The organism is Sphingopyxis sp. Geo25, from assembly GCF_949769135.1.
In the GTDB taxonomy this organism is placed as follows: Bacteria; Pseudomonadota; Alphaproteobacteria; order Sphingomonadales; family Sphingomonadaceae; genus Sphingopyxis.
This window is the reverse complement of the sequence record NZ_CATKOZ010000011.1, coordinates 1-26,540: the sequence shown is the minus strand read 5'-3', so window position 1 is coordinate 26,540 and position 26,540 is coordinate 1. Positions and strand designations below refer to the sequence as shown.

Annotated in this window: 29 protein-coding genes; 23 read left to right on the top strand and 6 right to left on the bottom strand. The window is 65.5% G+C overall.

What is annotated here, in order from left to right; genetic code table 11:
- Nucleotides 1-500: 500 nt before the first annotated feature.
- The 5 genes from QOL68_RS18460 (at nucleotide 501) to QOL68_RS18440 (ending at nucleotide 4,874) form a co-directional block, all read left to right on the top strand.
- Nucleotides 501-1,472, top strand: a complete 972-nt coding sequence (locus tag QOL68_RS18460; protein ID WP_017499955.1) for an ArdC family protein — start codon at nucleotides 501-503, stop codon at nucleotides 1,470-1,472.
- Nucleotides 1,469-1,903, top strand: a complete 435-nt coding sequence (locus QOL68_RS18455; RefSeq protein WP_017499954.1) for a DUF2958 domain-containing protein — start codon at nucleotides 1,469-1,471, stop codon at nucleotides 1,901-1,903. Before QOL68_RS18460 ends, QOL68_RS18455 begins: the two co-directional genes overlap by 4 nt.
- A gap of 85 nt (nucleotides 1,904-1,988) precedes the next feature.
- Nucleotides 1,989-3,800, top strand: coding sequence for a ParB/RepB/Spo0J family partition protein (locus QOL68_RS18450; RefSeq protein WP_017499953.1), 1,812 nt, complete (start codon nucleotides 1,989-1,991; stop codon nucleotides 3,798-3,800).
- 110 nt (nucleotides 3,801-3,910) lie between these two features.
- Nucleotides 3,911-4,378 carry a hypothetical protein gene (locus QOL68_RS18445; RefSeq protein WP_017499952.1) on the top strand — a complete coding sequence of 156 codons (468 nt, stop codon included), beginning with the start codon at nucleotides 3,911-3,913 and terminating at the stop codon, nucleotides 4,376-4,378.
- Complete coding sequence (locus QOL68_RS18440) at nucleotides 4,371-4,874, top strand: hypothetical protein (protein WP_017499951.1); 504 nt, start codon at nucleotides 4,371-4,373, stop codon at nucleotides 4,872-4,874. The genes QOL68_RS18445 and QOL68_RS18440 overlap by 8 nt, the downstream gene beginning before the upstream one ends.
- Before the next feature lie 53 nt (nucleotides 4,875-4,927).
- Here QOL68_RS18440 and QOL68_RS18435 read toward each other — a convergent pair whose 3' ends face one another.
- Nucleotides 4,928-5,155, bottom strand: a complete 228-nt coding sequence (locus QOL68_RS18435; protein ID WP_017499950.1) for a hypothetical protein — start codon at nucleotides 5,153-5,155, stop codon at nucleotides 4,928-4,930.
- 360 nt (nucleotides 5,156-5,515) lie between these two features.
- On the opposite strand from QOL68_RS18435, the gene QOL68_RS18430 reads away from it, so the two are divergent.
- The 5 genes from QOL68_RS18430 (at nucleotide 5,516) to QOL68_RS18410 (ending at nucleotide 10,769) form a co-directional block, all read left to right on the top strand.
- The gene (locus QOL68_RS18430) at nucleotides 5,516-5,836 is read left to right on the top strand and encodes a DUF736 domain-containing protein (RefSeq protein WP_017499949.1); all 321 of its coding nucleotides are present in this window, start codon (nucleotides 5,516-5,518) and stop codon (nucleotides 5,834-5,836) included.
- Nucleotides 5,837-6,676: 840 nt separating this feature from the next.
- The gene (gene rlxS / locus QOL68_RS18425; protein ID WP_017499947.1) at nucleotides 6,677-8,641 is read left to right on the top strand and encodes a relaxase/mobilization nuclease RlxS; all 1,965 of its coding nucleotides are present in this window, start codon (nucleotides 6,677-6,679) and stop codon (nucleotides 8,639-8,641) included.
- 51 nt (nucleotides 8,642-8,692) lie between these two features.
- Nucleotides 8,693-8,893, top strand: a complete 201-nt coding sequence (locus QOL68_RS18420) for a hypothetical protein (RefSeq protein WP_017499946.1) — start codon at nucleotides 8,693-8,695, stop codon at nucleotides 8,891-8,893.
- Nucleotides 8,890-10,068, top strand: coding sequence for a nucleoside triphosphate pyrophosphohydrolase family protein (locus tag QOL68_RS18415; RefSeq protein ID WP_017499945.1), 1,179 nt, complete (start codon nucleotides 8,890-8,892; stop codon nucleotides 10,066-10,068). The genes QOL68_RS18420 and QOL68_RS18415 overlap by 4 nt, the downstream gene beginning before the upstream one ends.
- Nucleotides 10,065-10,769, top strand: coding sequence for a uracil-DNA glycosylase (locus tag QOL68_RS18410; protein ID WP_017499944.1), 705 nt, complete (start codon nucleotides 10,065-10,067; stop codon nucleotides 10,767-10,769). The genes QOL68_RS18415 and QOL68_RS18410 overlap by 4 nt, the downstream gene beginning before the upstream one ends.
- On the opposite strand, the gene QOL68_RS18405 is transcribed toward QOL68_RS18410, so the two are convergent.
- From QOL68_RS18405 to QOL68_RS18385, 5 genes are read right to left on the bottom strand one after another with little or no spacing between them, the layout of a single operon-like run.
- Nucleotides 10,736-11,515 (bottom strand): thymidylate synthase family protein, encoded by a 780-nt coding sequence (locus tag QOL68_RS18405; RefSeq protein ID WP_017499943.1) that lies wholly within the window; start codon nucleotides 11,513-11,515, stop codon nucleotides 10,736-10,738. The genes QOL68_RS18410 and QOL68_RS18405 overlap by 34 nt on opposite strands.
- Nucleotides 11,487-12,167: a C1 family peptidase gene (locus tag QOL68_RS18400; RefSeq protein WP_017499942.1), complete on the bottom strand. Its 681-nt coding sequence runs from the start codon at nucleotides 12,165-12,167 to the stop codon at nucleotides 11,487-11,489. The genes QOL68_RS18405 and QOL68_RS18400 overlap by 29 nt, the downstream gene beginning before the upstream one ends.
- 6 nt (nucleotides 12,168-12,173) lie before the next feature.
- Nucleotides 12,174-13,184: an ImmA/IrrE family metallo-endopeptidase gene (locus QOL68_RS18395; RefSeq protein WP_017499941.1), complete on the bottom strand. Its 1,011-nt coding sequence runs from the start codon at nucleotides 13,182-13,184 to the stop codon at nucleotides 12,174-12,176.
- A 3-nt stretch (nucleotides 13,185-13,187) separates the two neighbouring features.
- The gene (locus tag QOL68_RS18390) at nucleotides 13,188-13,562 is read right to left on the bottom strand and encodes a helix-turn-helix domain-containing protein (RefSeq protein WP_017499940.1); all 375 of its coding nucleotides are present in this window, start codon (nucleotides 13,560-13,562) and stop codon (nucleotides 13,188-13,190) included.
- The gene (locus QOL68_RS18385; protein WP_017499939.1) at nucleotides 13,559-13,897 is read right to left on the bottom strand and encodes a hypothetical protein; all 339 of its coding nucleotides are present in this window, start codon (nucleotides 13,895-13,897) and stop codon (nucleotides 13,559-13,561) included. Before QOL68_RS18385 ends, QOL68_RS18390 begins: the two co-directional genes overlap by 4 nt.
- A gap of 342 nt (nucleotides 13,898-14,239) precedes the next feature.
- Between QOL68_RS18385 and QOL68_RS18380 the strand changes: the two genes are divergently transcribed.
- The 13 genes from QOL68_RS18380 to QOL68_RS18320 all read left to right on the top strand — a co-directional run bounded on the left by QOL68_RS18380 (nucleotide 14,240) and on the right by QOL68_RS18320 (nucleotide 26,382).
- Nucleotides 14,240-16,267, top strand: coding sequence for a conjugal transfer protein TraG (locus tag QOL68_RS18380; RefSeq protein ID WP_038292469.1), 2,028 nt, complete (start codon nucleotides 14,240-14,242; stop codon nucleotides 16,265-16,267).
- Between the two features lie 2 nt (nucleotides 16,268-16,269).
- A complete protein-coding gene (locus tag QOL68_RS18375) occupies nucleotides 16,270-16,695 on the top strand; it encodes a YlcI/YnfO family protein (RefSeq protein ID WP_017499937.1) in 426 nt (141 codons plus the stop codon).
- Nucleotides 16,692-17,714 (top strand): P-type conjugative transfer ATPase TrbB, encoded by a 1,023-nt coding sequence (gene trbB, locus QOL68_RS18370; RefSeq protein ID WP_017499936.1) that lies wholly within the window; start codon nucleotides 16,692-16,694, stop codon nucleotides 17,712-17,714. Before QOL68_RS18375 ends, trbB begins: the two co-directional genes overlap by 4 nt.
- Nucleotides 17,711-18,064: a TrbC/VirB2 family type IV secretion system protein gene (locus QOL68_RS18365; protein ID WP_017499935.1), complete on the top strand. Its 354-nt coding sequence runs from the start codon at nucleotides 17,711-17,713 to the stop codon at nucleotides 18,062-18,064. The genes trbB and QOL68_RS18365 overlap by 4 nt, the downstream gene beginning before the upstream one ends.
- 50 nt (nucleotides 18,065-18,114) lie before the next feature.
- A complete protein-coding gene (locus tag QOL68_RS18360; RefSeq protein ID WP_051035683.1) occupies nucleotides 18,115-18,345 on the top strand; it encodes a VirB3 family type IV secretion system protein in 231 nt (76 codons plus the stop codon).
- Entirely contained in the window at nucleotides 18,339-20,807 is a 2,469-nt protein-coding gene (trbE, locus tag QOL68_RS18355) for a conjugal transfer protein TrbE (RefSeq protein ID WP_017499933.1), read from the top strand. The genes QOL68_RS18360 and trbE overlap by 7 nt, the downstream gene beginning before the upstream one ends.
- 6 nt (nucleotides 20,808-20,813) lie before the next feature.
- A complete protein-coding gene (trbJ, locus tag QOL68_RS18350; RefSeq protein ID WP_017499932.1) occupies nucleotides 20,814-21,566 on the top strand; it encodes a P-type conjugative transfer protein TrbJ in 753 nt (250 codons plus the stop codon).
- A 136-nt stretch (nucleotides 21,567-21,702) separates the two neighbouring features.
- Nucleotides 21,703-23,010, top strand: coding sequence for a P-type conjugative transfer protein TrbL (gene trbL / locus QOL68_RS18345; protein WP_017499931.1), 1,308 nt, complete (start codon nucleotides 21,703-21,705; stop codon nucleotides 23,008-23,010).
- Nucleotides 23,011-23,013: 3 nt separating this feature from the next.
- Complete coding sequence (trbF, locus tag QOL68_RS18340; protein ID WP_026108910.1) at nucleotides 23,014-23,856, top strand: conjugal transfer protein TrbF; 843 nt, start codon at nucleotides 23,014-23,016, stop codon at nucleotides 23,854-23,856.
- Nucleotides 23,853-24,704, top strand: coding sequence for a P-type conjugative transfer protein TrbG (gene trbG / locus QOL68_RS18335; protein WP_006635655.1), 852 nt, complete (start codon nucleotides 23,853-23,855; stop codon nucleotides 24,702-24,704). Before trbF ends, trbG begins: the two co-directional genes overlap by 4 nt.
- Nucleotides 24,701-25,939 (top strand): TraB/TrbI/VirB10 family type IV secretion system protein, encoded by a 1,239-nt coding sequence (locus QOL68_RS18330; RefSeq protein ID WP_017499929.1) that lies wholly within the window; start codon nucleotides 24,701-24,703, stop codon nucleotides 25,937-25,939. Before trbG ends, QOL68_RS18330 begins: the two co-directional genes overlap by 4 nt.
- Nucleotides 25,932-26,144, top strand: coding sequence for a DUF2274 domain-containing protein (locus QOL68_RS18325; protein WP_017499928.1), 213 nt, complete (start codon nucleotides 25,932-25,934; stop codon nucleotides 26,142-26,144). Before QOL68_RS18330 ends, QOL68_RS18325 begins: the two co-directional genes overlap by 8 nt.
- 4 nt (nucleotides 26,145-26,148) lie before the next feature.
- A complete protein-coding gene (locus QOL68_RS18320; protein WP_051035681.1) occupies nucleotides 26,149-26,382 on the top strand; it encodes a helix-turn-helix domain-containing protein in 234 nt (77 codons plus the stop codon).
- Nucleotides 26,383-26,540: the final 158 nt, after the last annotated feature.

Genomic DNA, 26,540 nt, shown 5'->3' with positions numbered 1-26,540 from the left:
GGGCCGAGTGCTCGCTCCTCGTGTCACCGCGCGCATGGCGACCACGACGAGAGTGCTTCAAGACGGCAGGGTCTGACCTGACGCATCCGGGTTTTCAGGCGCCTCGCGCCTGCGGCGCGACCGCCGCTCTATTCCGCTAGGCTCACATCCGTTCGCCAAGCTCCACCGGGCCACGCTTCGCGCGTCCCGGCCAAAGGTGACGATCGGACTGGCGGGATGCCGGAGCCTTGCTCCGGCCTGTCGTCGCCGCGCCTGACCGGCGCGGCGGCATTTTTCGTTGGGCCTTCCCCTCGTCGCGCGGGTGGGCGGCGCTCCCTTCTGGGCCCGGCCCGGCGTCCCGCAAGCCGGCCTTCGACTGCGCTCGGGTCCGGCTCCTCCATTGCATTTCGGCCCTGCGGGTGCGGACCGCCTCCTGGCCGCGCCCGGCAGGTCGCAATTCGCCGCCCACCCCCGCTCCGGGGGAGGCCCTGGGGTTTTTGGGGCGGCATTGGAGGATAGCCATGCACCAGACCGGCAGCCAACGCGCGCGCGCAGAGGGCAGCAAACGCCAGCCCCCGGCGGAGCGCGCCAATCTTTACGACGAGGTGACGGGCCGCATTGTTTCCGAACTTGAGGCGGGCCGCTTCCCTTGGGTCCAGCCTTGGGGCCGCCCCAATGGTCAAGGCTTCTCCGCCGCCCCCGGCCTCCCGCGCAACGGGCTCACCAGCCGCAATTACAGCGGCGTCAATGTCCTGATCCTGTGGGGAGCAGTGATCGAGAACGGCTATCCGTCGCAATCGTGGCTGACCTTCCGCCAAGCCTTGGAGGCGGGCGGCAATGTCAGGAAAGGCGAGCGCGGGACAAGGGTTGTCTATGCCGACCGCTTCACCCCCGAAGCCGAGAAGGAACGCGCGCGCCAGACCGGCGGCGAAGCCCGCGCGGTGCCGTTCCTCAAACGCTTCACCGTGTTCAACGTCGCACAGTGCGAAGGCTTGCGCCCCGGCCTTGCCACCGACCCCGCACCGCTTCCCGAACGCCAAGTCGTGCCGATCGCCGAAGCGGTCATTGCGGCATCGGGCGTCGATTTCCGCATCGGTGGGGACAAGGCCTACTATGTCCCGAGCGCCGACTATGTGCAGGTGCCCCCGCAACCGGCCTTCCACGAACAGATCAATTTCTACCGGACGGCGCTGCACGAACTCTGTCATGCCAGCGGCCACCCGTCGCGCCTCAATCGCAATCTGCGCAATGCGTTCGGCAGCAAGGACTATGCGCGCGAAGAATTGATCGCCGAGATGGGATCGGCCTTCCTTTGCGCCGCGCTCGGCATCGTGCCGACCGTTCGTCACGCCGATTATCTGGCATCATGGCTCGACGTGCTGCGCGAGGACAATCGCGCGATCTTTCGCGCGGCCAGTCAGGCGAGCAAGGCCGCCGATTGGCTGCTTGCCCGCTACGCCGAGACGCAGGACGAAGGGAGGGAAGCGGCATGATTACGCTCCCCCATGCGATCCTTTCGGCGCTGCGCGCGAATGCGCGCGCCAGCCGCCTCCACGAGCAGCGCGACGAACGGTTCGACCCGTTCCCGGTGGTCAAATTCTTCAATCCGGTCGGCGCGGCGACGTGGATCGCCACCGAGCTTTACGACGATGGAGACACGCTGTTCGGCCTCGCCGACTTGGGGTTCGGATGCCCGGAAATGGGCGTGTTCTCGCTTACCGAGATTGCGGGCGTCCGCTTGCCCTTCGGCCTGTTCATCGAGCGCGACGAGCATTTCGAGCCGCTGGCCCCGCTTTCGCTATGGTCCGATACCGCGCGGCGCATGGGTGCAATCGTTCTGGCCGAAGCCGAACTTCGCCGCATCACCGATAGCCGGAACGGCAACGAGCTTCCGCCGCCTCTTGATGATCGAGGGGCCGGATGACGCGCGGCGCGTTTCGCCGCATTGAGTGCCGGTCCCGCCCATCCAGCAAGACAAACGGGACCGGCGCTCCAGAAGGAGCAGACCAATGAAACTCGACTTTATCGACCATAGCAAGCTGGTTCCGTCCAAGGTGAACATGCGGCACGGACCCAAGCCCCCGGACGTGGGCGACATTCTGCCCTCGATCCGCAAGCGCGGTGTCATCGTGCCGCTGATCGTGCGCCCGCAGGCGGGCAACGATAATGGCGTCCACGAAATCGTCGCCGGGCGGCGGCGCTGGACGGCGAACGCCATCGCGCTTGTCGAGGGCATCGACCACGGCCCGCTTCCCGTCGCCATCCTCGACGCCGGGGACGACGCCGACGCCATCGAGGCATCGCTTCTCGAGAACACCCGGCTCGATCCCGACGAGGTGACGCGATGGGAAACCTTCGCACGGCTGGTCAAGGAGGGCCGCGACATTGCGGATATCTCCGCGACGTTCGGCATTCCCGAGCTTGGCGTGAAGCGTATCCTAGCGCTCGGCAACCTGCTTCCGCGCATCCGCGATCTTTACCGCAAGGAGAAGATCAACGCGGCGACCGTCCGGCATCTGACGCTGGCGAGCAAGCAGCAGCAGAAGGCATGGCTGGCGCTCTACGACGATGACGACGCCTATTGCCCGACCGGCCAGCAATTGAAGGCATGGCTGTTCGGCGGGCAGTCGATCAAGGTCGAACATGCCCTGTTCGACGTCGATGCGAGCGGCCTTGCGATCGTCGCCGATCTGTTCGGCGAAGACCGCTATTTTGCAGATGCCGACGCGTTCTGGACCGCGCAGAACGCCGTAATCGACGCGCGCAAGGAGGACTATCTGGATGCCGGATGGTTCGACGTGGTGATCGTCCCGCCCGGCGAATATTTCTACCGCTATGAGTTCGCCAAGGCACCCAAGCGCAAGGGCGGGCGCGTGTATATAGATGTGCGCGAAAGCGGCGAGGTCGAGGTCCACGAAGGCTATGTGACGAGCAAGGAGGCCAAGCGGCTCGAACGCGGCGAGGCAATCGAAACCGGCCCCAAAGTGCCGCGCCCCGAAGTGACGAGCACGATGCAGACCTATATCAACCTGCACCGTCATGCCGCTGTCCGCGCCTCGCTGACCCGTCATCCCAAGGTCGCGCTGCGCTTGATGGTCGCCCATGTCATCGTCGGGTCGCCACTGTGGACGGTCAAGCCCGAGCCGCAGACCGCGCGCAACGACGATGTGCGCGAAAGCGTCGAAACTTGCCGCGCGGAAACCGACTTCGACGCGAAGCGCCGCGCCGTATTGGACCTTCTCGGCTTCTCGCCCGAGGAACCGACCGTCACAGGCGGCAACGGCGACGACTTCGGACTGGTCGGCGTGTTCCTGCGCTTGCTCGACGTGCCCGACCGCGCCGTAATGGACGTGATCGTCATCGTCATGGGCGAAACGCTCGCCAGCGGCAGCGCCGCCATCGAGGCGGTCGGCGGCGAGATCGGCGTCGATATGGCCCGCTACTGGCAGGCCGACGACGCCTTTTTCGAGTGTGTCCGCGACAAGGAGGTGCTGACCCGCATCGTCGCCGAGGTGGCGGGCGAACCTGTCGCCGCCGCCAATGCGAAGGAACCGGGCAAGGTCTTGAAGCGCATCGTCCGCGACCATCTGGAGGGTGCGAACGGGCGGCCCAAGGTCGAGGGTTGGGTGCCGAAATGGATGGCGTTCCCGCCCGCTACCTATACGGCGCGCGGCGGCGTCGGCACCGTCGCGGCTCATGCCAAGGTGCTCGCGGCGCGCCCCGACCGCGAGCCGGAACCGACCGGCCCCGGCGCGGTGATTGCGCTTCCGGCCCCTGCCAAGGCCGAGCCGCAGGAACAGCCCGAGCGCGAAGCCGCATGAAACTGGACGGGCGGCGGCGCACCCGCCGCCCGTTCCGTCCCCCATAAAATCGCCGCGCCGCTCGGCCGCAAGCGGCCCTCGCGGCGCGGATTTCAGACAGGAGACTTGTCATGGCCGACCGTGTTTCGGCATCCATCACCATCGGCGGGACGCTCCCCGCCAGCCAGCTTCCCGCCTTCGCCGAGGCCATCGCGAACGAAGGGCTGTCCACCGAATGGGACGGCGAACCCTTCGCGCTCGGCGATCTGCCCGAGGGCGAGCCCTTGGCGCTCATGGCGCACGAGGTCGCCTGGGGGCGGTTCGAGGGACTCGAAGCCTTCTGCATCGCGCATGGGCTTTTCTTCGCGCGCTGGTCGGGCGCCTATGCCTGCCAGTGGGGTGCGGAACGCACCGTGTTCACCGGCAGCGGCGAACCGCAAAGCTACGCTGCCGACGAGGACGACTATATCCTCATGGGGCGCTGCACCGCCGAGCGATTGGGCAGCTATGCGGCGATCATCGCGCATTTCGATGCGGCCGACTTCGCGGTGCCCCCGCTTGTCATCACGCCCGAACGGGAGGAGGCGAGCAATGGCTGACATCTGGATTCAGGGCAGCTTCGCCTTTCGCTGCACCGCCGCCGAGTGCGCGCTGATCGAGGAAGTCGCAAACGCTGGCTACGCGCTAGCGAATGACGACGCGCCCGATCCGCCGAGCGCGGCGCTGCTCGCAGCCTTTCCGCCGGACGATGCGAACGCGCGGTGGAGCGGGTTTCGCGAGGCGTTCAACGATCCCGAATTTCCCACCATCGGAGCCGATTTCATCGCTGAAACCTGCCCCGACGATCCATCCGCGCGGATCGTGTGTTTCGCCAGCATGGACGATTTCGATGCCGCTGCCATCGCGGTGGTGATCCAGCGATGTTGCCCCGAAACGCTCGCCAAGGGGCCGATCGGCTTTGAATGGGCCATGACCTGTTCCAAGCCCCGCATCGGGGAGTTCGGTGGCGGCTGGTGCGCGATTTTCGCAGACCGCATCGAGATCGACGCGACCAACGAGGCGCTGTCGCGCGCGCTCGCGGGCGACGGCAACTAGCCCAAATCGCGCCGCACTGCGCGCTCGCGTGCCGAAAACCCCTGCCGCCTGACCTACCGGGCGGTGCGGCGGATCACCGTCCGGGCGCTTCCGCATAACGTGCATTCGTCCTTCTGCCGCTCGAATCCGCGCGTGCCGCCGAGCGCGCAGGTGACGACATTGGCCTGTGCGGTAACCGACAGGTTGAGCCGGTCAGTCACGCAGGCATCGCACACCGCCGCGCCGTCCAGCCGCACGATCAGCCGTTCGATCTGCCCCGCAATCGTCGTTCCTTCGTTCATCGCCGTGAGGCTATAGCCGCGGCCTCGTGGCCGCGAAAGCAATCATGGCTTCCCGGAAAGACGCCGGACTGGGCTTCCTGTCCGCGCGCGCATCTCGTCCTTTCGTGTCTCACCAACCCGTCGCCGGCTCCTTGGGCGCATGACCTGGGACGGCCGCGCGCCTCGCGAAACCATCGCGCGGAACTGATTTCCCCGCGCCGCTTTGGCGGCGCTCCTCGCGGCCGCTTCGCTCCAAATCAGCCCCGCGCTTCCGGTCCTCCGCTTCGCTTCGGCCTGCGGTTCGCAGCGCGCTCAAGGGCCGTCCCTTCGGTCCGCCCATCGCCCGGCATCGGGTCGGGCGAATGTGCAAGGAGACGAGAAATGCCCTCAATCGGTCATGTCCAGCGCCAGAACGACGGTTCGTTCCGGGGCGCCTTGAAGACGCTTTCGGTCAATGCCGAGATCGCCATCATCCCCAACCGCAGTAAGACCGGGGACCAGCCCGACTACCGCGTGCTGTCGAACGGCGTCGAACTGGGCGGCGGCTGGATCCGCACCGGCGAGGTGAGCCAGCGCGAATATGTCCGCCTCGCCATGTCGGCCCCCGAACTTGGCGGCCGCACCCTCTACGCCAATCTCGGCCGCGCCGCCGGGCAGGACGACGACGACGCGTTCGCCGTTATCTGGAACCCCGGCGACTGAGCCGGATCGGCCCCGCGCCGGTCACCCGGCGCGGGGCTTTCCTCATGCCTTGAGGGCTTGGCGTGGGCCTTTTCCTGCACCGGAACGCGCTTGCGGGCCTGCAGAGAGGAAGAAATCCGCTCAGCAAGCACCGAGTATCCGGCGGCGAACGGACCGCCTCAACCATCGACGGTTCCCCCAATTTTCACGCCACCTGCGTTCCGCTTCGCTCCACTCCGGCGACGAGAAAATCGGCTCCCCCGTCGCCCGCTTCGCGGCCGCTGCGCGGTGGTTGACCCCGCCCGCTCCCCGCCGGGCGATGGCTCATCTTTCGCTTGTATCAGGAGGATGAGATGTCGGTTGAACAACAGATCGAGGAGCTTCGCGCGGAGCTTTCATGGTGCGATGACGCGGGAGAACGGCGGCAGATCGAAGCCGAATTAAGGGCCGCTGAGAAGAGGCTGAAGCGGTGCAATCGGGCGCTGCGTCAGGCCGAACAGGCAGGCTGGCAATAAGGCGATGCGCTGTTGAAGGGGCAGGTTCGCGGGAGTGGTGCCGCATGGCGCCGCTCCCCTTTTTTGATCGGGAAGGCGGGAAGGCAAAGCGGGCGTCTGGGGCGGCAGGTGGCAGTCGGGCTCGATGGCAAGATAGAGGCAAAATCTCGCGATTTTGTAAGTGTTTGTCTGCACATCGTTTTTTGAAGGCTTTTGCGAGACTCGCCCTTTGAGTGCGAGACAGGGTTACCAGGAGTGGCGGTTTTCTGGGCTTTTCCGATCCCAATCGCGAGACTCCTTGCGCTCTGGCGAGGACGCGCCATTCTTATCGGCGGGGAGCGTCATTCCGGCATGGAAGGACGCCGCTATGCGCGATGATGAGTTCGAACCGCAGCTGGGCCGGATGCGCGGCCGGGGCAAGGAGCAGCGCTACCTGAGCCGCGTCGTGAAAGCGGCAAAGCGGGCCGGCATGAAAACGGGCAGGCGCGGCCGTTTCGACGGCAGCCGGATCGGGCGCGGCGCGAGTGTTGCGCGGGTGCTCAGATCGCGCGACCGATTGGGCGCGTTCCGGTCGCGCCGCGTGATCGTCAAGATACGGCCTGTCGGCCTTGGCGGGAAAGGCATGGGCGGTGCGAAGGCGCACCTTCGCTATATTCAGCGCGACGGCGTGACCCGTGAGGGCGAGGCTGGTGCGCTCTACTCGCCCGACAGCGACGTCGCCGATGGCAAGGCGTTCCTCGAACGGTGTGACGGCGACCGCCGCCAGTTCCGGTTCATCGTGTCGGCCGAGGACGCCGACCAGTATCCCGACTTGAAGCCGTTCGTGCGCCGGCTGATGACGCAGATGGAGCAGGATCTTGGGACAAAGCTCGATTGGGTGGCGGTCGACCATTTCAATACCGGCCATCCGCACACGCATATCGTGGTGCGCGGCGTAAACGATCGGGGTGAGAATCTGCTGATCGCGCGCGAGTATATCTCGCACGGGAGCCGGCAGCGGGCGATCGAGATCGTCAACCTCGACCTGGGGCCGCGCACCGACCTTGAAATCGAAGAGCGGCTTCGCAGCGATACGGGTGCCGAGCGGCTGACCGCGATCGACAGACGGCTGATCCGCGACATGGATACCGCGCGGCTGGTCAGCGCGAGCGATGGCGATCCCTTCCAGCAATCGCTTCGCGTCGGTCGCCTGCAGAAACTCGGGCGCATGGGACTCGCCTCGCATGTCGGCAACGGCACCTGGCGGCTTGAGCCCGACCTTGCGAACACACTGCGCCAGATCGGCGAGCGCGGCGACATCATCCGCACCATGCAGCGCGAGCTGACCGCGCGGAAGCTCGATCGTGCTGCGGTCGATCGCGTCATCTACGACCCGGTCGCGAAGGAGGCGACGCCGATCATCGGCCGCGTCGTGATGCGCGGGCTCGCCGACGAACATGAAGACCGTCATTATCTGCTGGTCGACGGCATCGACGGGCGCACCCATTATGCCGAGATCGGCAAGGGCGAGCTGGTCGACACGATCCCCGAAAATGCCATCGTCCGGATCGCGCCACGCGAGGGCGGCATTCGCGCCGTCGATCGGACGATCGACGAGATCGCGGCGGCGAACGGCGGGCGCTATTCGATCGACGCCCATCTGAAGCACGATCCGACCGCCAGCGAACGCTTCGCCGAAACGCATGTCCGGCGGCTTGAAGCGATGCGAAAAATCTCGGGCGTCGTCGAGCGCGAGCCCGACGGAAGCTGGATCATCGCGCCGGACCATCTCGCCAGGGTCGAGAGGTTCGAAGCCATGCAGTTCCGCGACCACCCCGTTGCCATTGAAACCCTGTCGGCGATCCCGCTCGACAAATTACCGGGAACCGATGCCGCGACCTGGCTCGATCGCGAGCTGGTCGCCGAAGCGCCGGTGCCAGTGCGCGATGCTGGGTTCGGGCACGAGGTTCGTTCAGCGCAGGCGATGCGACGGCAATGGCTGATCACCGAACAGCTTGCAGACGAACAGGATGGGCAGACGGTCTATCGGCGAGGGATGCTCGCCGCGCTCCAGCGGCGAGAATTGCTGCGTGTCGCCCGCCAGCTCTCCGACAAGTTAGGCGTTCCGTTCGCCGAGGCCAGAGAGGGGGAGGCTGTTCAAGGCAGGCTCGTGCGCGCAGTCGAGATGACGAGTGGTCGCCATGCGCTCATCGAACGGTCGCGCGATTTCACGCTGGTGCCGTGGCGCTCTGTTCTCGATCGCCATGTCGGTAAATCGGTCTCGGGCATCATGCGCGACGGCGGGATCAACTGGACACTCGGGCGGCAGCGCAGCGGGCCGAGCGTCTCCTGATCCGGAGGATTCGGGCTTTCTATTTTCATGAAATTATGTTTTCATGGATTCATGAAAAATATCGCAGCGCAAACCGATGTCGGCGACGAGCATCTTCAGGTGCAGATTCCTGCCGTTACGAAACGCGATCTCGGTCAACGGTCGCTCGATTCCCGCGAGCCGATCCGGATGATCGTACTGCGGGCACTTGAAGCCTATGGCGTGAGCGTCCCCGCAGACGCGATATCGGATCGCCGGAAGGGCAGGCGATGAGCGAGGATTTCGAAGCTCTCACTGTTGCGGATTATGCGAAGCAGGCCGCGCGGACTGATCAACGCAGCGGTGGCCGCGCACTGGGCTTCTCGATGCTTGGCCTTTTCGGCGAAGTCGGCAGCTTGCTCAGTGAGGCCAAGAAAAAGCAGCGCGACGATGCCTCCTACCTGGGTTACGCTCACGCCGTCGCGGAAGAGCTTGGTGACGTCCTTTGGTATCTGGCGGCGATCGCACGGCGCAGCCGCATGGCGCTCAGCGACATCGCTGCCGCCGCGGCGACAAACGGCGGACAATGGCAGACGGGCGGCAACGAAACGCTCAGTTTCCATGCGCTGCAGCCGCAGCACATTCCGCTTGCCAAGGCACCGATGCCGCAGTTCGAGCATAGCCTGCTCGCGCTGGCAGGCGACGTTGGGCTGCTCATCAACGATTTCCAGGCGGGCGGTCTTGCGAAGGACCGCGAAGCACTCGCGGGCCGGCTGGTCGCGGTCATGCGCCGGTTGATCCAGGCGGCAAACGAATCCGGTGTTACCATCGAGGCTGCCGCCGTGAAGAATCTTCACAAGATCTTCGATCGCTGGCCGCGCGAGCGCATCTATCCGGCGCCGACCGATGCGGCGCTCGACCCAGAAGAGCAATTGCCGCGGCGGATGGCGATCGACGTCTATGAACGCACCGTTCGCGGGCAGACATTCGTGTATCAACGCTCAAGCGGTGTGTATGTCGGCGACCGGCTCACCGACAACGCGCTCGAACCCGACGACTATCGTTTCCACGATGTCTTTCACTACGCTTATGTCGCGGTGCTTGGCTGGTCGCCAGTGCTGCGTGCGCTGCTCCGTCTCAAGCGCAAGAGCGATCCGAAACTCGACGACGCCGAAGACGGTGCTCGGGCGATTCTCATCGAAGAGGGCATAACTTCCTGGATTTTCGGACAAGCGCAGCAACTCCGGTACTTTGAAAACGTGAAGCGCGGTGGCCTTCCGCTGGACATGCTGAAGCATGTCCGCCAGTTCGTCGCCGGCTACGAATCAGAACGCTGTCCGCTGTGGCTTTGGGAGGAAGCGATCCTCCAGGGCTATACGGCTTTCCGCTTCCTTCAGGAGCATCGGCGCGGCCGCGTCCTGATCGACTTCGCCAATCGCCGCCTGCGTATCAAGGAATTGCCGTCATGACCCCGAAATCCTTTGTGTCCACCCTGGCGGCGACCGAACTTCCCTCAGTGTTCAATCCCTGGCGCGATCGCTGCACGGTCCATGACCGCAGCGACGCCGCCGCCCGGCGCCGCGACAATCTCGAAATGCTGCTCACCGCGGCGCTTGATCATCGCGTCGAAACGATCTGGATCGCGCGTGATCTCGGCTATCGCGGGGGGCGGCGTACGGGCGTACCGCTGACCGACGAAATTCACCTCGGACATGCCGGCACGCTGATGGGCGGCATCGCATTTGAACGTGCGACGCAGGGACCCGCCGTGGCGGAGCGCACCGCGGCGATCGTCTGGCGTGTGCTAGAGCGGATCGGTCAGCCTGTCATGCTCTGGAACGTTTTCCCGTTCCATCCCCATGAAGCGGATGATCCGATGTCGAACCGATGCCACACGCGAAGCGAGCGCGAGGCGACCTGGCCGATATTGCAAGCCCTCGTGTCAATGATCCGGCCCCGCCAGATCGTCGCGATCGGGCGCGACGCTCACCTGGCGCTGGACGGTCTCGACATTCCGACCACCGCGGTCCGCCATCCGAGCTACGGCGGGCAGCGCGAGTTCATCGAGGGCATGTTCAGCCTGTACGGTGTCGCGGATGACAACGATGAGCCGCTAGAACTGCCGTTGGGCGCGCCTCACGCCGCAGCACGGAGATGTGCGCTCGCCTGATCGCAGCGTTCAAAGAGTTGCTTAAGATCGCCGCGGTTCCAGTTGGCGGTGTCGACCGTGGCGTTGGTCGAGACGATCGTGAGCGGACCCAGCGCGACCCCGCCTTCCTTGGCGATGAATTCGAGCAGACGGCCGAGGCCGATCAGATTGCCGAGCAGTTTTTCGATATAGTAGTGATTGCGGTAGAGCGCGGTCATGCCGAGGCGACGATCGTCGCCCTTGCCGATCAGCTTGAGACTGGCAAAGCTCAGGCACTGACCGCCGTAGGGCGAGTCATTCACGTCGCGGGCGGGGTCGAAGATCAGCAGTTCGAATTTGTTGAGCGCTCGGACGTTCGGGTTGCGCAGGCGCTCGACGATGCCCCAGATTTGATTGATTGGCTGGCCGTCGGCGCGGGGCAATTCCATCATCCGTTCGAAATAATAGCCCGACCAAGCGCCCGACCTCCGGACCTTCGGCAGCACGTTGTCGCGAAACCGGTCGAAGAATTGCGGCGCGCCGTAGCGCCTGTACAGCGCTGCCGGAAAAATCGTGTTGGCGACCGTCTCGATGGGCTTCTTGCCATGGCCCGAAAGGAAGGCATCGACTTCCGCCACGACGGGATCGGCGAGTGTTGCGCGCGCAGTCGGCTCGGCCACGGAGATGACGACATTCTGCGCCTGGTGTCCGGTGGCGAGGTCGACGAGCCGGACCGCCTCGCGCCAGCCAGCAACGCAGTCAGGCTGCGGCGGTATGGGAAGATACATCGACTTCCTCCGTCAAATTTGCCGTGGCGAAAAGGCGCGGCGCTAGAAAGCGCTCAGTAAGCCAGGCGTGGCCTTCCAAGCCCCAACCTGGTCCCCAGCTGTTGCGGATGAGAATGGCCGGGGTGCCGTCCACGGTTCCATGCCCGACCGCGACGACCGCGTGCCGTTGCGCTGGCTCGGGGAGTTCGTCGTTCGCCGGATCGACGACGCCATCACCGCGCGGCTGGAAGAAAGACCGTGACAGCATCGTCAGCATGAGCACCGGCGTGTCACGATCCAGCGCGGCAAGGATGGATGACAGGTCGGTTCCATCCCTCTGTCCGTTGCGGCCATAGAGCGGGCCAACGGTCGCCGGCGGCGTCCACAGTCGATGATCGGCTGGAACCGCTGCCAGATACGGCCAGCCTTTCTCGTCGGGTTGGCCATCGAGCCGTAGCGCGTCCAGCATTGTGGATAGCAGTGCGCCGCTCGTCGGCGGTCTGCCCGCCCGTTTCTGCGCGGCATAAAAGGCGAATTCACACGACAGCGGTGCCCAGCCGTCGCGAAGCCCGGCGTGGGTGTCGCTCGCGGCGAATGCGAGGCATGTCGGCCGCGCGCCTTGATCGCGCGCAGGCCCGAACAGCGGCCGAAGGTCACGGACGATATCGATCATGGGGCGTCAGGCGGCCTCGAGCAGGTGCCGCCGTTCGGCGCGCGACAGGCCCGTCTGTTCCGGGCCGGTGAGGTCGAAATCGAGCGTCAGGCTGGTGAGGGCCGGCGCAGGCTGCCACGGCCGCCGCTCGTCGAGCGACATGCGGCCGCGCCGCGGCGCATCGGGCGCCGCGGTGACACGGCGGACAACGGGACCACCGATGCCATCGCCGTCGATTGCCTCACGCTCGTCTCGAACGACGGCGAAGCCGCTGGCGATCAGTTGGTCGAGATCCCAGAGATACCCACCGCCGCTATGTTCTTCGAGCTGCAGCACGAAAAGATCATTGCGACTGCCATCGATCCGCGAGCCGGCATCGCGCTCGGTCAGCAGCCAGACGTCGCCGCGATAGTTGTCGGGCCGATAGTCCTTGAGGAGATCGACCTTCAGGCTGCGCGGCTGCGTCCGGAGCAGGTCGGTCATCACCGATGGCGAAATCAGATTGTAGCGAACCAGGGTGCGGCACGTCGCCTCATAGCTGGCGCCGATCCGCAGCGAGAGCTGATAGACGACATTGGGGCGCCGGAAATGATCGATCTGCCATCCTTGTCGCGCGCTGTGCGCGAGCACCAGCCATTTCGGCATCATGAAGGCGATCGCAAAGGCGTCGGCTTCGGTTTCCTCGAAGTTGTTTCCCGGTTCGGGCGACATCGGCATCCGGCGCAGGATGCTCTCATCGTCGAGGCTCGGCTCGTGTCGCATCGAAAAATGCCCGAGTTCGTGCGCGGCCGTGAAGCGCTGGATGCTCATCGGTCGTTCCGTCGTGACGAGAACGCCAGGAGCAGGTGCGCTGAGATAGGCGCCGAGCAGGCCTTTCAGAGGACGAAGCAGCAAGGGTAGACCCACGGCATGGATCGCGCCGAAGACATCGACGCTGCCGCCTTGGGTCTCGATCAGTGCGCGCGTATCGAGTTCGCGATGCAGGCGGCCCGCTGCCATCGTACCAGCGCGAACCGCGCTCGCATAATCCGACGCCATCGATCAGCTCCGTTCGCCGCCAGACCGCGAGCGGAGATATTCGGCAAACCGGCTCAGCTCGGCCCGGTCCTCAGTCGACAAGGCCGCAACGCGTCGCGCCAGATGGGCGACATCGGCGGGAAGGCTCGCGGAGGCCTCGTCTTCGCCGGTAAAATAGGCCACCGACTGGCGGTAAAGACGGGCAAGCCGCGTCAGTTCGATCGCTTCAACGCGGCGCTGGCCATTCTCGATATCGGTAAGCGCGGTCCGGGGAATCTTGAGATAGGCAGCAACTTCTTCCTGCTTGAGGCCGAGATATTTCCGTGCTTCGCGCAGACGGTCGCCCAAGCGCCGCCGCTCCTGCTCGTCGCCTTCCTGGCGGAGTGCGAGATTGGTCATGGCTTCGACCCTTTCTTCTTAACCCAGACGCGTTCGATCTTAGGGAGGAGGTCGTCAATCGCCTTCTCGATCGAATTGTAGCCGCCGGTGCGGACGATGCTGTCGCGAAGCTCGATGTCGAGGACCTGCTCCACCGCGCAAAGCGTGTCGACCACGGACAAGGAGTCGAGTGGCACGGGCGCCTGGATGATCTTCGGGTTTTCCGGAGGCAGGGCAATTCCGCGCACCTGTGCCTCAGCCCTGGCCACTTGCAGCAGTTCGTCGACCAACGCCCTAATGGCGTCGGCTTTGGGAAACGCGGTTGCCGCGGGCTGCGGAGGAGCGATTGTCGCCATGCATGCCTCGCACGATTTCACTACATTAAATGCGATATAATGTCTGATAATCCGACACGCAAGCCCGAATTTGCAGCTCGGATTTTTGCAGGGTGTAGCGGGTCATCGGCGGTGCGGTGTGGTGGTCAGTGCCACCTCGAGGGACAACGACAGGGCAGAATCATCAACTCGGGTCATAGCTCGATCAAAAGAACAGAGCTGGAATATTGAGTCAGTCGCCGACGAGTGATCTCCTTCGGTCACCCACCAGCCCCCAGCGGCTCCGTTCATTTCGGGCGGCCCATAGCCGAGTCTTGAAGCCGCGCCCCGACCGCATCCGGCGGTATGGGCGGGAGCTTCAACGTGACCCCGACCAAATTGCTCATCGGCCAGATCCTTGTCGTGTTCGCAATCGTGATCGCGGGCCTCTGGGCGGCGACCCAATGGGCGGCGGCGATGCTCGCCTACCAGCCCGAACTTGGTCCGGCCTGGTTCATGGCTGGAAGCACGCCGGTCTATCGTCCCTGGGCGCTCTTCCCCTGGTGGTATCACTACGATGCCTATGCGCCGCATGTTTTCGACAAGGCCGGCGCGCTCGCCGGCGCGAGCGGTTTCATCGGCTGCGGCGCGGCGATCGCAGGCTCGCTCTGGCGCGCGCGGCAGTCGCGTCACGTCACCACCTATGGTTCGGCGCGCTGGGCCAGGCCGAACGAGATCGAGCGGGCCGGCCTTTACGGTGATGCCGGCGTATTCCTGGGCCGCTCGCGCGGCCGCTATCTCCGGCATGACGGCCCCGAACATATCATGGCGTTCGCGCCAACCCGTTCGGGCAAGGGCGTCGGGCTGGTCATACCGACACTGCTTGGCTGGACCGGCAGCGCCGTGGTTCACGACATCAAGGGCGAGAACTGGCAGCTCACCGCCGGCTGGCGCGCGCGCTTCTCCCACGTCCTGCTGTTCAATCCGACCGATCCCGCTTCCGCCAAATACAACCCGCTGCTGGAGGTCCGGCGCGGCGAGCATGAGGTCCGCGACGTCCAGAACATCGCCGACATCCTGGTCGATCCCGAAGGCGCGCTCGAACGGCGCAACCACTGGGAGAAAACCTCCCATTCGCTCCTGGTCGGCGCGATCCTCCACGTCCTTTATGCGGAGGAAGAAAAGACGCTCGCACGGGTAGCCACATTCCTGTCGGACCCGCAGCGGCCGTTCACCGCCACGCTCCGGCGGATGATGACCACCAATCACCTCGGCACGAAGGATGCGCCGCAGATCCATCCCGTCGTCGCCTCGGCGGCGCGCGAGGTGCTCAACAAGAGCGAGAACGAGCGCAGCGGCGTCCTCTCCACCGCAATGTCGTTTCTCGGGCTCTATCGCGACCCGACCGTCGCCGCGGTGACATCGCGCTGCGACTGGCGGATCGCCGATCTCGTCGAGGCCGGCCATCCGGTCTCGCTCTACCTTGTCATCCCGCCATCGGACATCAGCCGCACCAAGCCGCTGGTGCGGTTGGTGCTCAACCAGATCGGCCGCCGCCTCACCGAAAAGCTCGATGCCGATCCCGCCAGGGCGGGCAAGCACAAGCTCCTGATGATGCTCGACGAGTTCCCGGCATTGGGGCGGCTCGACTTCTTCGAGACCAGTCTTGCCTTTCTCGCGGGCTATGGAGTGCGCGCCTTCCTGATCGCGCAGTCCTTGAACCAGATCGAGAAGGCTTATGGCGAGCACAACTCGATCCTCGACAACTGCCATGTCCGCGTCGCGTTTGCGACCAACGACGAGCGCACGGCGCGGCGGATTTCGGACGCGCTCGGCATCGCCACCGAACAGCGCGCGATGCGCAACTATGCCGGCCACCGGCTCGCGCCCTGGCTGGCGCACGTCATGGTCAGCCGGCAGGAGACCGCCCGGCCACTCCTGACCACCGGCGAGGTGATGCAGCTCCCGCCCAAGGATGAGCTTGTCCTTGTCTCCGGCATGGCCCCGATCCGCGCGAGGAAGCTGCGCTATTACGAGGACCGCAATTTCCGCGAGCGGATCGCACCGCCGCCGCAGCCCGCGCCCGGAGACTATCCCGACCGGCCGCAGGCACGCCCCAACGACTGGAGCGGACTGGTCCGCGCGCCCGATACCCGGCTCGGCAAGCCCGATGACGATGCGAAGGCGGATGAGGACGGCGGCTTGCAACAGCAGCGCCACCCCGGCCTCGGCGAAGAACCCGCCAAAAAACCCGAGCCGCCAAAGCAGCTCGACCTGCTCGGCCTGGACAGCGACGACACCGACACGATCGCCGACAAGCACGCGATGGACCGCGCCGGCGCCACCGGCACGCTGATCCGCGCTCACGCGATCAATCAGGGTCGCAGCGCCGACATGCTGCCGGACTTCTGACAATGGCCGCGATCAAACCCAACCGCGTCCGCTACCAGCTCTTCCTGCCCGAAGATCTGAGCCACCGCTTCGAGGCGCTGGCGAGCCAGCCCGGCGCGTCCAAATCGGCGATCCTCACCGACGCGCTCACCGCCTGGCTCAACCGGCAGGCGGCGAGCGAGCTGGAGAACAAGTTCAGCCAGCGGCTCGATCGCATGTCGCTCGCGCTGGGGCGTGTCGAGCGTGACGGGCATGTGCTGCTCGAGAGCCTGGCGCTGTTCATCCGCTATGAACTGATGGTGCAGGCCCCTTTGGCCGAAGCCGACGAAGCGGCGCGTGCGATCGGCCGAGACCGCTTCGAGGCGTTCATTGCCCGCGTCGGCGAAGCGCTCGCCAGCGGCCAGCGCACGCTTGCTGCCTCCGCGAAAGACAATGGAGGTGGGCGATGAGCGACACGCTTTTCGGCTCCGATAATTCCGCAGGGCGTCGGCGCGCGATGCTGCGCACCGCGATGGGGCCGACCATCGCCGCAGCGCTGGCCGATCCGGTGGTCATCGAGATCATGGTGAACCCGGACGGCGTGTTGCGCCTTGATCGACTCGGCGAAGGCCGGATCGATACCGGCACCAAATATGAGCCCGCGCAGGTCGAGCGGATCATCCGCCTGGTTGCCAGCCACGCACGGACAGAGGTTCATGGCAATGCGCCGATCGTGTCAGCCGAGCTGCCACCGCACGGCGAAGGCGCGGGCGAGCGGTTCGAGGGTATCCTGCCGCCGGTCAGCCTCGCGCCGTGCTTCTCGATCCGCAAGCCCGCGGCGCGCATCTACACTTTGCTCGACTATGTGCGGGACGGCATCATGCCCGCCGACACGGCGCGACTGCTGTCGATGGCCGTGGTCGAGCGCAAGAACATCCTGGTCGCGGGTGGCACCAGTTCGGGCAAGACGACGCTTGCCAACGCGCTGCTCGCCGAGATGGCGCACCTCGACGAACGCGTCATCATCATTGAAGACACGCGTGAGTTGCAATGCGCCGCGCCCGACGTGGTGGGGCTGCGCACGCGTACGATTGGCACTGCCGGAGCCGGCGGCGTCACGATGGCTGATCTTGTCCGCTCGACATTGCGGCTCCGCCCCGATCGCATCGTCGTTGGCGAGGTGCGCGGGCGCGAAGCGCTCGACATGCTCAAAGCCTGGAACACCGGGCATCCGGGCGGCATCGCAACCGTCCACGCCAATTCGGCAGTGTCGGCGCTCTACCGGCTCGAGCAGCTCGTGCAGGAAAGCGTCGTCACCGTTCCGCGCCGGCTGATCGCCGACGCCATCGACATGATCGTGTTCATCGCCGGGCGCGGCCTCGCGCGCCGCGTCGACACGATCGCGCGCGTCGCCGGCCTCGATCCCGACGGCGGCTACGCCGTCCTCGACCTTACTCCCGACCACGCCCTCGAACCCCAAGGAGAATGACCATGCGCTTGTCCCGTATTCCTGCCCGTATTCCCGATCGTCGGAGCATCTTCCTCACCGGCGCCGCCATCGGCCTCGGGCTTGCGCTCGCCGCCACCGCGCAGGCCGCCGGCTCGGGCATGCCGTGGGAGGAACCGCTTCAGCAGGTCCTCGAATCGGTCCAGGGTCCTGTCGCCAAGATCGTCGCGGTGATCATCATCATCGTCACCGGTTTGACGCTCGCGTTCGGCGAGACGGCAGGCGGGTTCCGGCGCCTCATCCAGATCATCTTCGGCCTGTCGATCGCGTTTGCGGCGTCGAGCTTCTTCCTCAGCTTCTTCAGCTTCGGCGGCGGGGCGCTCATCTCGTGAACGCGCCAAATTCCTATGGCGCCAGCCATATCGAGGGGTTCGAGGCGCCGATGCACCGCGCGCTTGCCGAGCCGATCCTGCTTGGCGGGGCGCCGCGAGCGATCGCGATCGTCAATGGTACGATCGCGGCCGCGCTCGGACTCGGTCTCCAGCAGTGGATCGCCGGGCTGGCCATGTGGGCGTTCGGGCACACTCTCGCGGTGTTCGCCGCCAAGCGCGATCCCGACTTCGCCCCGGTCCTTGTCCGCCACCTTCGCCAGAAGGGGCATCTGTCATGCTGAATCTGCGCGAATACCGTCAGAAGGCCGACCGGCTCGCCGATCATCTTCCATGGGCGGCGCTTGTCGCGCCCGGCGTGGTGCTCAACAAGGACGGCAGCTTTTTGCGCGTCCTCAGGTTCCGCGGCCCCGATCTAGAATCCGCCACCGAAGCCGAGCTTGTCGCCGCCTGCGCGCGGGCGAACAATGTCCTGAAGCGCTTCGGCTCGGGCTGGGCACTCCATTTCGAGGCCGAGCGGCGCGAAGCGCTGGGTTATCCCGACAGCAGCTTTCCCGATGCGGCGTCGTGGCTGGTCGATGAGGAACGGCGCGCGGCGTTCGAAAGCGCGGGCGCGCATTTCGAGAGCCGCTATTATCTGACGCTCACCCTCCTGCCTCCGCCCGATCAGGCGGACACGGCGGGCCGAGCGCTGATCGAGCGCAGCGACGACGCGAAGGGCCGCGACTGGCGACAAGCGCTTGCCGGCTTCATCGCCGAGACGGATCGTGCGCTTGACCTGTTCAGAGGCTTCATGCCCGAGGTGCGCGCGCTCGGCGACAGCGAAATGCTGACCTTTCTCCACGGTGCGATCTCCGCGCGCCGCCATGTCGTCGCCGTGCCCGAAACGCCCATCTATCTGGACGGGCTGCTCGCCGACACGCCGCTGACCGGCGGGCTCGAACCGATGCTCGGCGACGAGCATCTGCGGACGCTCACCATCCTCGGATTTCCGAACGCGAGCCGTCCCGGCATCCTCGACGGACTCAACCATGAGGATTTTGGCTATCGCTGGGTGACGCGCTTCATTGCGCTCGACAAGACCGACGCAACCAAAGCGCTCACTCGCCTGCGGCGGCAGTGGTTCAACAAGCGCAAGTCGATCACCGCGCTGCTGCGCGAAGTCATCTACAACCAGCCGGTCCAGCTTCTCGACAGCGATGCCGACAACAAGGTGGTCGATGCCGACCTCGCCTTGCAGGCGCTCGGCGGCGATCATGTCGCGTTCGGCTATCTGACGACGACGATCACCGTTGCCGATATCGACCGCGCCCGCGTCGAGGAAAAGGTCCGCGCGGTCGAGCGCATCGTCAACGGGCTCGGCTTCACCTGCATCCGCGAGGGCATGAATGTGGTCGAGGCGTGGCTGTCGAGCCTGCCGGGCCATGTCTATGCGAACGTCCGGCAACCGATCGTCCACACCCTGAATCTCGCGCATCTCATGCCGCTGTCCTCGGTATGGGCAGGACCGGCGCGTAATCCGCACCTCGACGGTCCGCCGCTGCTTTATGCGGAAACCAGCGGCTCGACGCCGTTCCGTCTCAGCACGCATGTCGGCGACGTCGGTCATATGCTGATCGTCGGACCCACCGGGGCCGGAAAGTCGGTGCTGCTCGCAATGCTCGCGCTTCAGTTCCGGCGATATCCAGACTCCCAGGTCTATGTCTTCGACAAGGGATTTTCGGCGCGCGCGGCCGTGCTGGCGATGGGCGGCGCGCATCACGCGCTCGGGCTTGGCGGTGAGAGCGGTCATGCCGATGACGTGGGCGGGCGAACGATCGCCTTCCAGCCGCTGCGCCACATCGATCGCTCCAACGCACGCGCCTGGGCGACCGAATGGATCGGCGCGCTGCTCGCCCATGAGAAAGTACTGGTCACACCCGAGATCAAGGAGGCCGTCTGGTCGGCGCTCACCAATCTCGCGACCGCCCCGATCGAGGAACGCACGCTCACCGGCCTGTCGCTGCTGCTGCAATCGGCACCGCTGCGATCGGCGCTCGCGCCCTATACGCTCGAAGGATCGTTCGGCCGCCTGCTCGACGCCGCCGAAGACGATCTAGCGATCGCCGACGTGCAGTGCTTCGAGACTGAAGCGCTGATGGGGCAGGCGGGCGTCGTTGCGCCCGTGCTGACCTACCTGTTCCATCGTCTCGAGGAGCGCTTCACCGGGCGGCCGACGCTTCTCGTACTGGATGAAGCCTGGGTGTTCCTCGACCACCCGCTGTTCGCCGCGCGCATCCGTGAGTGGCTGAAGGTGCTGCGCAAGAAGAACGTCAGCGTCGTGTTCGCGACACAGAGCCTAGCCGATATCGCCGACAGCACGATCGCGCCGGCCATCATCGAAAGCTGTCCGCAGCGCATCTTGCTGCCCAATGATCGGGCGATCGAGCCGCAGGGCCAGACGGTCTACGTCCGCTTCGGTCTCAACGCGCGCCAGATCGAACTGGTCAGCCGCGCGACGCCCAAGCGGCAATATTATCTGCAATCAGCGCGCGGCAACCGGCTGTTCGAGCTTGGGCTAGGCCCGATCGCGCTGGCGTTGTGCGGCGCGTCCGATCCCGACAGCCAGAAGCGCATAGACGCGGTGCTGGCCGAAAAGGGCCAGGCCGACTTCGCCGCGACCTTTCTCTCCCAAGCCGGCCTCGATTGGGCGGCCGACCTGCTTGGGCGTCACCCTGCCGCCCGCCCCCCAGAAGACAAGGAGTAATTTCCCGTGCCCCGTATCCCTATCCGCAAATATGCGTGCCTCTCCGCTCTCGCGCTCGGCGCCGTCGGCTCGCTCGGTATCGGCATCGCGTTGACCTCGACGCCCGTCGCGGCCCAGCTCAGTGTGTTCGATCCATCGAACTATTCGCAAAACCTGCTCACCGCCGCGCGCACGCTTGCCCAGATCAACAACCAGATCCAGAGTCTCCAGAACGAAGCGCAGATGCTGATCAACCAGGGCAAGAACCTGTCCCGGATCGATTTCCCGCAACTTCAGGAGCTTCGCCAGCGCCTCCAGCAGATCGACCAGCTCATGGGCCAGGCGCAGGGCGTCGACTTCCGCATCGATCAGCTCGACGAGCGCTTCCGCCAGCTCTACCCGCAGGAGTTCGATCAGGTGTTCCGCCGCGATCAGCGTGTGGCTCGCGCACGCGATCAACTCGATACCGCGATGTCCGCGTTTCGCCAGACGATGGGGGTCCAGAACCGCATCGTCGACAACGTACGGAGCGACACGCAGGCGCTCGCCGACATCGTCGCGCGCAGCCAGGGCGCGGAAGGCTCGCTTCAGGCGCAGCAGGCCACGAACCAGCTTCTCGCGCTCACCGCCAAGCAGCAGCTCCAGCTTCAGCAAATGATGGCGGCGCAGTTCCGGGCGGAATCGGTCGAGCAGGCGCAGCGGGGCCAGATCGCGCGCGAGGCACGCGAGTCGACGCGCCGCTTCCTCGGCGACGGCAAGGCTTACACGCCACGCCAATGAGCTGAGGCAGGCGAGGACCGCGCCCCCAGCTCCCCCCGGGTCCGAACCTGTCTCGTCGCGGGGGCCGTAGGGCTTGCCCCTCTCATGGCCGCCGGTCCCCGCGACACCTTTCAACTTCAAGCAGGAACCCGCCCATATGGATGACCTGAATGTCATCGATCAGTTCATGGAGGCCTTCGCCTCCTACATCGACAGCGGGTTCGGCCTGTTGGGCGGTGACGTCGGTTTCCTGACCACGATCCTGATCGGCATCGACATCACGCTCGCCGGGCTGTTCTGGGCGCTCGGCGGCGAAGACGACGTCATCGCCAAGTTCCTCAAAAAGATCCTCTATGTCGGCGTCTTCGCCCTGATCCTCAACAGCTTCTCGACACTGTCCGATATCATCTTTCGCAGCTTCGCCGGCCTCGGCCTCACCGCAGGGGGCAGCGCGATTACGGCTGACGATTTATTGCGACCCGGCAAGCTGGCCGGGACCGGCTTCGAGGCAGCATGGCCGCTCCTCGAGCAGGCGAAGGAGTTGGTTGGCCCGATCGCCTTCTTCGACAATTTCATCGAGATCGCCGTGCTGGTGATCGCCTGGGTCGTCGTCATCGCCGCCTTTTTCATCCTCGCGATCCAGCTTTTCATCACAATCCTCGAATTCAAGCTTACTTCGCTCGCCGGCTTCGTGCTCGTGCCCTTTGCGCTGTGGAACCGCACGTCGTTCCTCGCCGAACGGGTGCTCGGGAACGTCGTCAGTTCGGGCATCAAGGTCATGGTGCTCGCGGTCATCGTCGGCATCGGCTCTAACTATTTCGCCGACTTCACCAGTGCGATCACCGGCGACGAGGTGTCGATCGAACAGGCCGTGTCGCTGATGCTCGCGAGCCTCGCGATCTTTGGCCTCTCCATCTTCGGCCCGGGAATCGCATCCGGCCTCGTCGCCGGCGCGCCGCAGCTCGGCGCCGGATCGGTGATCGCCACTACCGTGCTTGCCGGCGGAGGTCTTGCGATGGCAGGCGCTGGCGCCGTCGGCGCGGCACGCGGTCTCGCGGGGGCCGGTCTCGGCGCGATCCGCGCCGGTACATCGATGGGGTCTGCCGCATCCACTGCCTACAAGCTCGGGCAGGAAACCTCGGGCTCGACCAGCGTCGGCGCGGGCCTCGGCGGCGTTGCGACCGCCATGCGCGGCGCGGCTGCCAACCGGATGAGCGGCGGTCTCGGCGTTAGCGCTGCCGCCGATCGTGGGCAGCGCGCCGCATGGGAAGCAGGAAGCACCCGTGCCGGCGGCGCCGCCCCCGCAGCCGCGCCGATAGGCGCAGCTGAAGGAACACCCGCCTGGGCGCAGAAGCTTCATGCCAGCCAGAATGCTCGCCACCGCCGCCAGATGGCGATCCACGCAATCCAGGGCGGCGACCGCGGCGGCGCTGGCGCCACTCCAGACATCAAGGAAAGGGACTGAGCGATGAAATTTCGACGCGCATTGCAGCGCTATGGGCGAACGCCCGAACCCGAGACACCCTACCAACGAGCGGGCCAGCTTTGGGATGAGCGTATCGGCTCGGCTCGCGCACAGGCGAAGAACTGGCGGCTGATGGCCTTCGGCGGCCTGTTCCTGACCACTGGTCTGTCGGGCGCGCTGGTCTGGCAATCGATGCAAAGCCGCGTCGTGCCCTATGTGGTCGAGGTCGATGCACTCGGGCAAGCACAGGCCGTCGCGCCTGCCGCCAAGGACTATCGGCCGACCGATCCGCAGATCGCATGGTTCCTCGGCCGGTTCATCACCGGCGTTCGAGCGCGCTCGCTCGATCCGGTATTGATGCGTGAAAACTGGCTATCAGCCTATGATTTCGCGACCGAACGTGCGTCACTGTTCCTCGGCGAATATGCCCGCACCTCCAATCCGTTCGCCGATGTCGGGCGCAAGACGGTTTCGGTGCAGGTGACGAGCGTCGTCCGCGCGTCGGATACGAGCTTCCAGGTCAAATGGACCGAGCAGCAATATGAGCGGGGAAGCCTCGCCAGCACGTCACGCTGGACGGCGATGCTCACGGTGAAGATCAAGCCGCCGCGCTTGGCCGATGTGCTCCGAAAAAACCCGCTCGGTCTCTATGTTGACGCGATCGACTGGAGCCGCGAACTGGAAACGCCTCAGGACCGGCCGCCTTCGCCGCAACCATCGGCCGTGCCCGATCCCGCACAATCACTCCCGGTCGCGCCGCCCACCGACATTCCGCTGGGCTCGCCGCTCGATCCGACCCTTGCTCAACCCGCAGCCGCACCATCCCCCGAAAGGACCGACCAATGATCCGTGCCCTCATCCTGGCGGCGAGCGCGATGGCGCTTGCCATGGGCGTCGCTGCGCAGAGCCGCGAACCCGCGTCACCCACCGCGCGCGTCACTGCCGCCAACCGGGCGGCACTGCGCGAGCCGTCGAGCGCGGGATATATATATGCCGTCCAGGTCTATCCCTGGGCGGAAGGCGTGCTCTACCGGCTCTATGCCGCGCCCGAGCGCATCACCGACATTGCCTTGCAGCCGGGCGAAACGATTGTGTCCGTCGCCGCCGGCGACACCGTGCGCTGGACTGTCGGCGATACCACCAGCGGCATCGGCGAAAGCAAGCGCGTGCACATCCTCGTCAAGCCGTTTTCGGCGGGCCTACGCACAAACCTTGTCATTGCTACCGATCGCCGGACCTACCATCTCCAGCTCGAAAGCACGCCCGCGACCGCGATGGCGGCGATCTCCTGGACCTATCCACATGACGAGCTGATCGCGCTCCGGCGTCAGCGCGATGCAGCCGTGGCGGCGACGCCGATCGCGTCGGGCCTCTCGGTCGAAAGCCTCAACTTCAACTATGCGATCTCGGGCGACAAGCCGGCCTGGCGGCCGCTGCGCGCGTTCGACGATGGGCGGCAGACCTACATCGAGTTCTCGCCTGCGATCGCCGTGGGTGAGGCGCCCCCGCTGTTCGTGATTGGCGAGGATGGCGAGGCCCAGCTCGTCAACTATCGCGTCGCCGGCCGCTATTATGTGGTCGACCGCCTGTTCGGTGTCGCCGAGCTGCGCCTTGGCGGCAAGAAACAGCAGATTGTCCGTATCACCGCCGCCCAGCCGAAGAGCCGGCAGCGCAAGGCCGGGAGGGGCGCGTGACCGATCCAACCGCTTCTTCCGCGCCGATCGCGGCGCCCAAAGCCGACCCCGAAACGCTCGTTCTGCGCGCGGCGCCGGGCCGCGTCACCCGTTTTCGCCGCGGTGCGATCGTCGCCATCGCTGCCGCCGGCTCGACCGCGATCATCGGCGTCGCCTGGCTGGCGCTCAAGCCCGCGACCCTGAGCCTGATCGCACGAAGCGATGAAAAGCTGGTTGGCGCGAAGGCGCCGCCTGATGCGCTCGCGGGCGCGCCGACGAGCTATGGCGACGTGCCGAAGCTCGGGCTACCGCTTCCCGGTGATCTCGGGCGGCCGATCCTCGAGCGCCAGCGGCAGCTTGGCGGGATGGTTCCCCCTGACCCCGCTGCCGATGCGGTGAGCCGGGCCGCGCAGGAAGCCGAAGCCGAGCGCCAGCGCATCGCCGCTGAGCAGAAGGCCGCACGCGAGTCTGGCGTCATGCTGCAATTGGCGGGCGGCGGTCGCGCCGCCGCCCCTGCACCGGTGACTACCGATGCAAGTGTTCCGCCAGCATCGGCCGAGACTGCCAAGCCGCTCCTCGACCCTGACCGAGATCCTAACGCCCAGGGGCGCAAGAACGAATTGGTCGGCCACGCCAATCGCGACGACGACATCAATCCGCACGCGCTGGCGCAGTCCGTATCGCCTTGGACCTTGCAGGCCGGCAGCATCATTGCCGCGAGCCTCATAACCGGGCTCAACTCGGATCTTCCCGGGCTCGTCACCGCGCAGATCACGGAGAACGTCTATGACAGTGTGACCGGGCGCGGTCTGCTCATTCCGCAAGGATCGCGGCTGATCGGCAGCTACGACAGCGTTGTAGCGTTTGGGCAGAGCCGTGCGCTGGTCGTCTGGCAGCGGATTATCCTGCCCGACGGCTCGTCGATTCGTATCGACAATGTGCCGGCGACCGATACGCAGGGCTATGCGGGTCTGTCCGACCGGATCGACCGGCATACTTGGCAACTTCTGAAGGGCGTCGCCCTGTCGACACTGCTGGGCGTCGGCACTGAATTGAGCTTCGGCAGCACCGAAAGCGACCTTGTCCGGGCGATCCGCGAGTCAGCGCAGCAGAGCGGCGCGCGCGCCGGCGATCAGCTCGTCACGCGCAATCTCAATATCCAGCCGACCTTGCGCGTGCGTCCCGGCTGGCCGCTACGGGTGGTCGTGCACAAAGACATCATATTGCCCGGACCCTGGGGAGGCCGTCATGGCTGATTTGAAGCTGCCAAGGCTGCCCGATCGGACGCCGGCTAAGATCACGATCAACGTCATGCCGGATCTCATCGAAGCGCTGAACGACTACGCCGAGGCCTATGAGGCGGCCTACGGCCGACGCGAGTCCGTACCGGACCTCATTCCATTCATGCTTAGCGGCTTCCTGGCGAGCGACCGCTCGTTCAGCCGGGCACGTAAGAAATAGTCCGATGTCGGCCCGGCAGCCTGCAACGAATGGCGACGACGCGCCCCCGATTGGGCCGATAAGCGTTCGCATTCCCGACGCAGTACGGATGACGGGGCTCAGCAAATCCAAGATCTACCAGCTCATCGCTTCCGGCGACATCGAGGCAGCCAAGGTCGGCCGTGCAACCGTGGTGTTTGTCGATAGTCTGCGGTCCTTTCTGCGATCACACTGTAAACAGCCGCGTTCTCGGGCGTAGCAGGGATCGCGCATGTCGGCCTGTCGATATTTCGGCACGGCCTGTCGCGAAGGGGTAAAATTGGGGGTGGATTGAGCGGAATTATCGGCACGACGATCAAGAACGTTGTTATAAATCAGTATCTTATGTTTTTCGTGTGAATCCCTCCTCCGCTACCA

Bases quoted from the DNA above. Each gene is read 5' to 3' on its own strand.
- QOL68_RS18440 (WP_017499951.1), top strand. From the start codon at position 4,371: ATGGCTGACATCTGGATTCAGGGCAGCTTCGCCTTTCGCTGCACCGCC.
- QOL68_RS18395 (WP_017499941.1), bottom strand. From the start codon at position 13,184: ATGGCGTCGGATTATGCGAGCGCGGTTCGCGCTGGTACGATGGCAGCG.
- trbE (WP_017499933.1), top strand. From the start codon at position 18,339: ATGCTGAATCTGCGCGAATACCGTCAGAAGGCCGACCGGCTCGCCGAT.
- QOL68_RS18445 (WP_017499952.1), top strand. From the start codon at position 3,911: ATGGCCGACCGTGTTTCGGCATCCATCACCATCGGCGGGACGCTCCCC.
- QOL68_RS18455 (WP_017499954.1), top strand. From the start codon at position 1,469: ATGATTACGCTCCCCCATGCGATCCTTTCGGCGCTGCGCGCGAATGCG.
- QOL68_RS18360 (WP_051035683.1), top strand. From the start codon at position 18,115: ATGCACCGCGCGCTTGCCGAGCCGATCCTGCTTGGCGGGGCGCCGCGA.
- QOL68_RS18365 (WP_017499935.1), top strand. From the start codon at position 17,711: ATGACCATGCGCTTGTCCCGTATTCCTGCCCGTATTCCCGATCGTCGG.
- QOL68_RS18400 (WP_017499942.1), bottom strand. From the start codon at position 12,167: ATGATCGATATCGTCCGTGACCTTCGGCCGCTGTTCGGGCCTGCGCGC.
- QOL68_RS18405 (WP_017499943.1), bottom strand. From the start codon at position 11,515: ATGTATCTTCCCATACCGCCGCAGCCTGACTGCGTTGCTGGCTGGCGC.
- QOL68_RS18435 (WP_017499950.1), bottom strand. From the start codon at position 5,155: ATGAACGAAGGAACGACGATTGCGGGGCAGATCGAACGGCTGATCGTG.
- QOL68_RS18390 (WP_017499940.1), bottom strand. From the start codon at position 13,562: ATGACCAATCTCGCACTCCGCCAGGAAGGCGACGAGCAGGAGCGGCGG.
- trbL (WP_017499931.1), top strand. From the start codon at position 21,703: ATGGATGACCTGAATGTCATCGATCAGTTCATGGAGGCCTTCGCCTCC.
- rlxS (WP_017499947.1), top strand. From the start codon at position 6,677: ATGCGCGATGATGAGTTCGAACCGCAGCTGGGCCGGATGCGCGGCCGG.
- QOL68_RS18385 (WP_017499939.1), bottom strand. From the start codon at position 13,897: ATGGCGACAATCGCTCCTCCGCAGCCCGCGGCAACCGCGTTTCCCAAA.
- QOL68_RS18325 (WP_017499928.1), top strand. From the start codon at position 25,932: ATGGCTGATTTGAAGCTGCCAAGGCTGCCCGATCGGACGCCGGCTAAG.
- trbB (WP_017499936.1), top strand. From the start codon at position 16,692: ATGAGCGACACGCTTTTCGGCTCCGATAATTCCGCAGGGCGTCGGCGC.
- QOL68_RS18410 (WP_017499944.1), top strand. From the start codon at position 10,065: ATGACCCCGAAATCCTTTGTGTCCACCCTGGCGGCGACCGAACTTCCC.
- QOL68_RS18320 (WP_051035681.1), top strand. From the start codon at position 26,149: ATGTCGGCCCGGCAGCCTGCAACGAATGGCGACGACGCGCCCCCGATT.
- QOL68_RS18430 (WP_017499949.1), top strand. From the start codon at position 5,516: ATGCCCTCAATCGGTCATGTCCAGCGCCAGAACGACGGTTCGTTCCGG.
- QOL68_RS18420 (WP_017499946.1), top strand. From the start codon at position 8,693: ATGAAAAATATCGCAGCGCAAACCGATGTCGGCGACGAGCATCTTCAG.
- QOL68_RS18450 (WP_017499953.1), top strand. From the start codon at position 1,989: ATGAAACTCGACTTTATCGACCATAGCAAGCTGGTTCCGTCCAAGGTG.
- trbF (WP_026108910.1), top strand. From the start codon at position 23,014: ATGAAATTTCGACGCGCATTGCAGCGCTATGGGCGAACGCCCGAACCC.
- QOL68_RS18375 (WP_017499937.1), top strand. From the start codon at position 16,270: ATGGCCGCGATCAAACCCAACCGCGTCCGCTACCAGCTCTTCCTGCCC.
- QOL68_RS18415 (WP_017499945.1), top strand. From the start codon at position 8,890: ATGAGCGAGGATTTCGAAGCTCTCACTGTTGCGGATTATGCGAAGCAG.
- trbG (WP_006635655.1), top strand. From the start codon at position 23,853: ATGATCCGTGCCCTCATCCTGGCGGCGAGCGCGATGGCGCTTGCCATG.
- QOL68_RS18460 (WP_017499955.1), top strand. From the start codon at position 501: ATGCACCAGACCGGCAGCCAACGCGCGCGCGCAGAGGGCAGCAAACGC.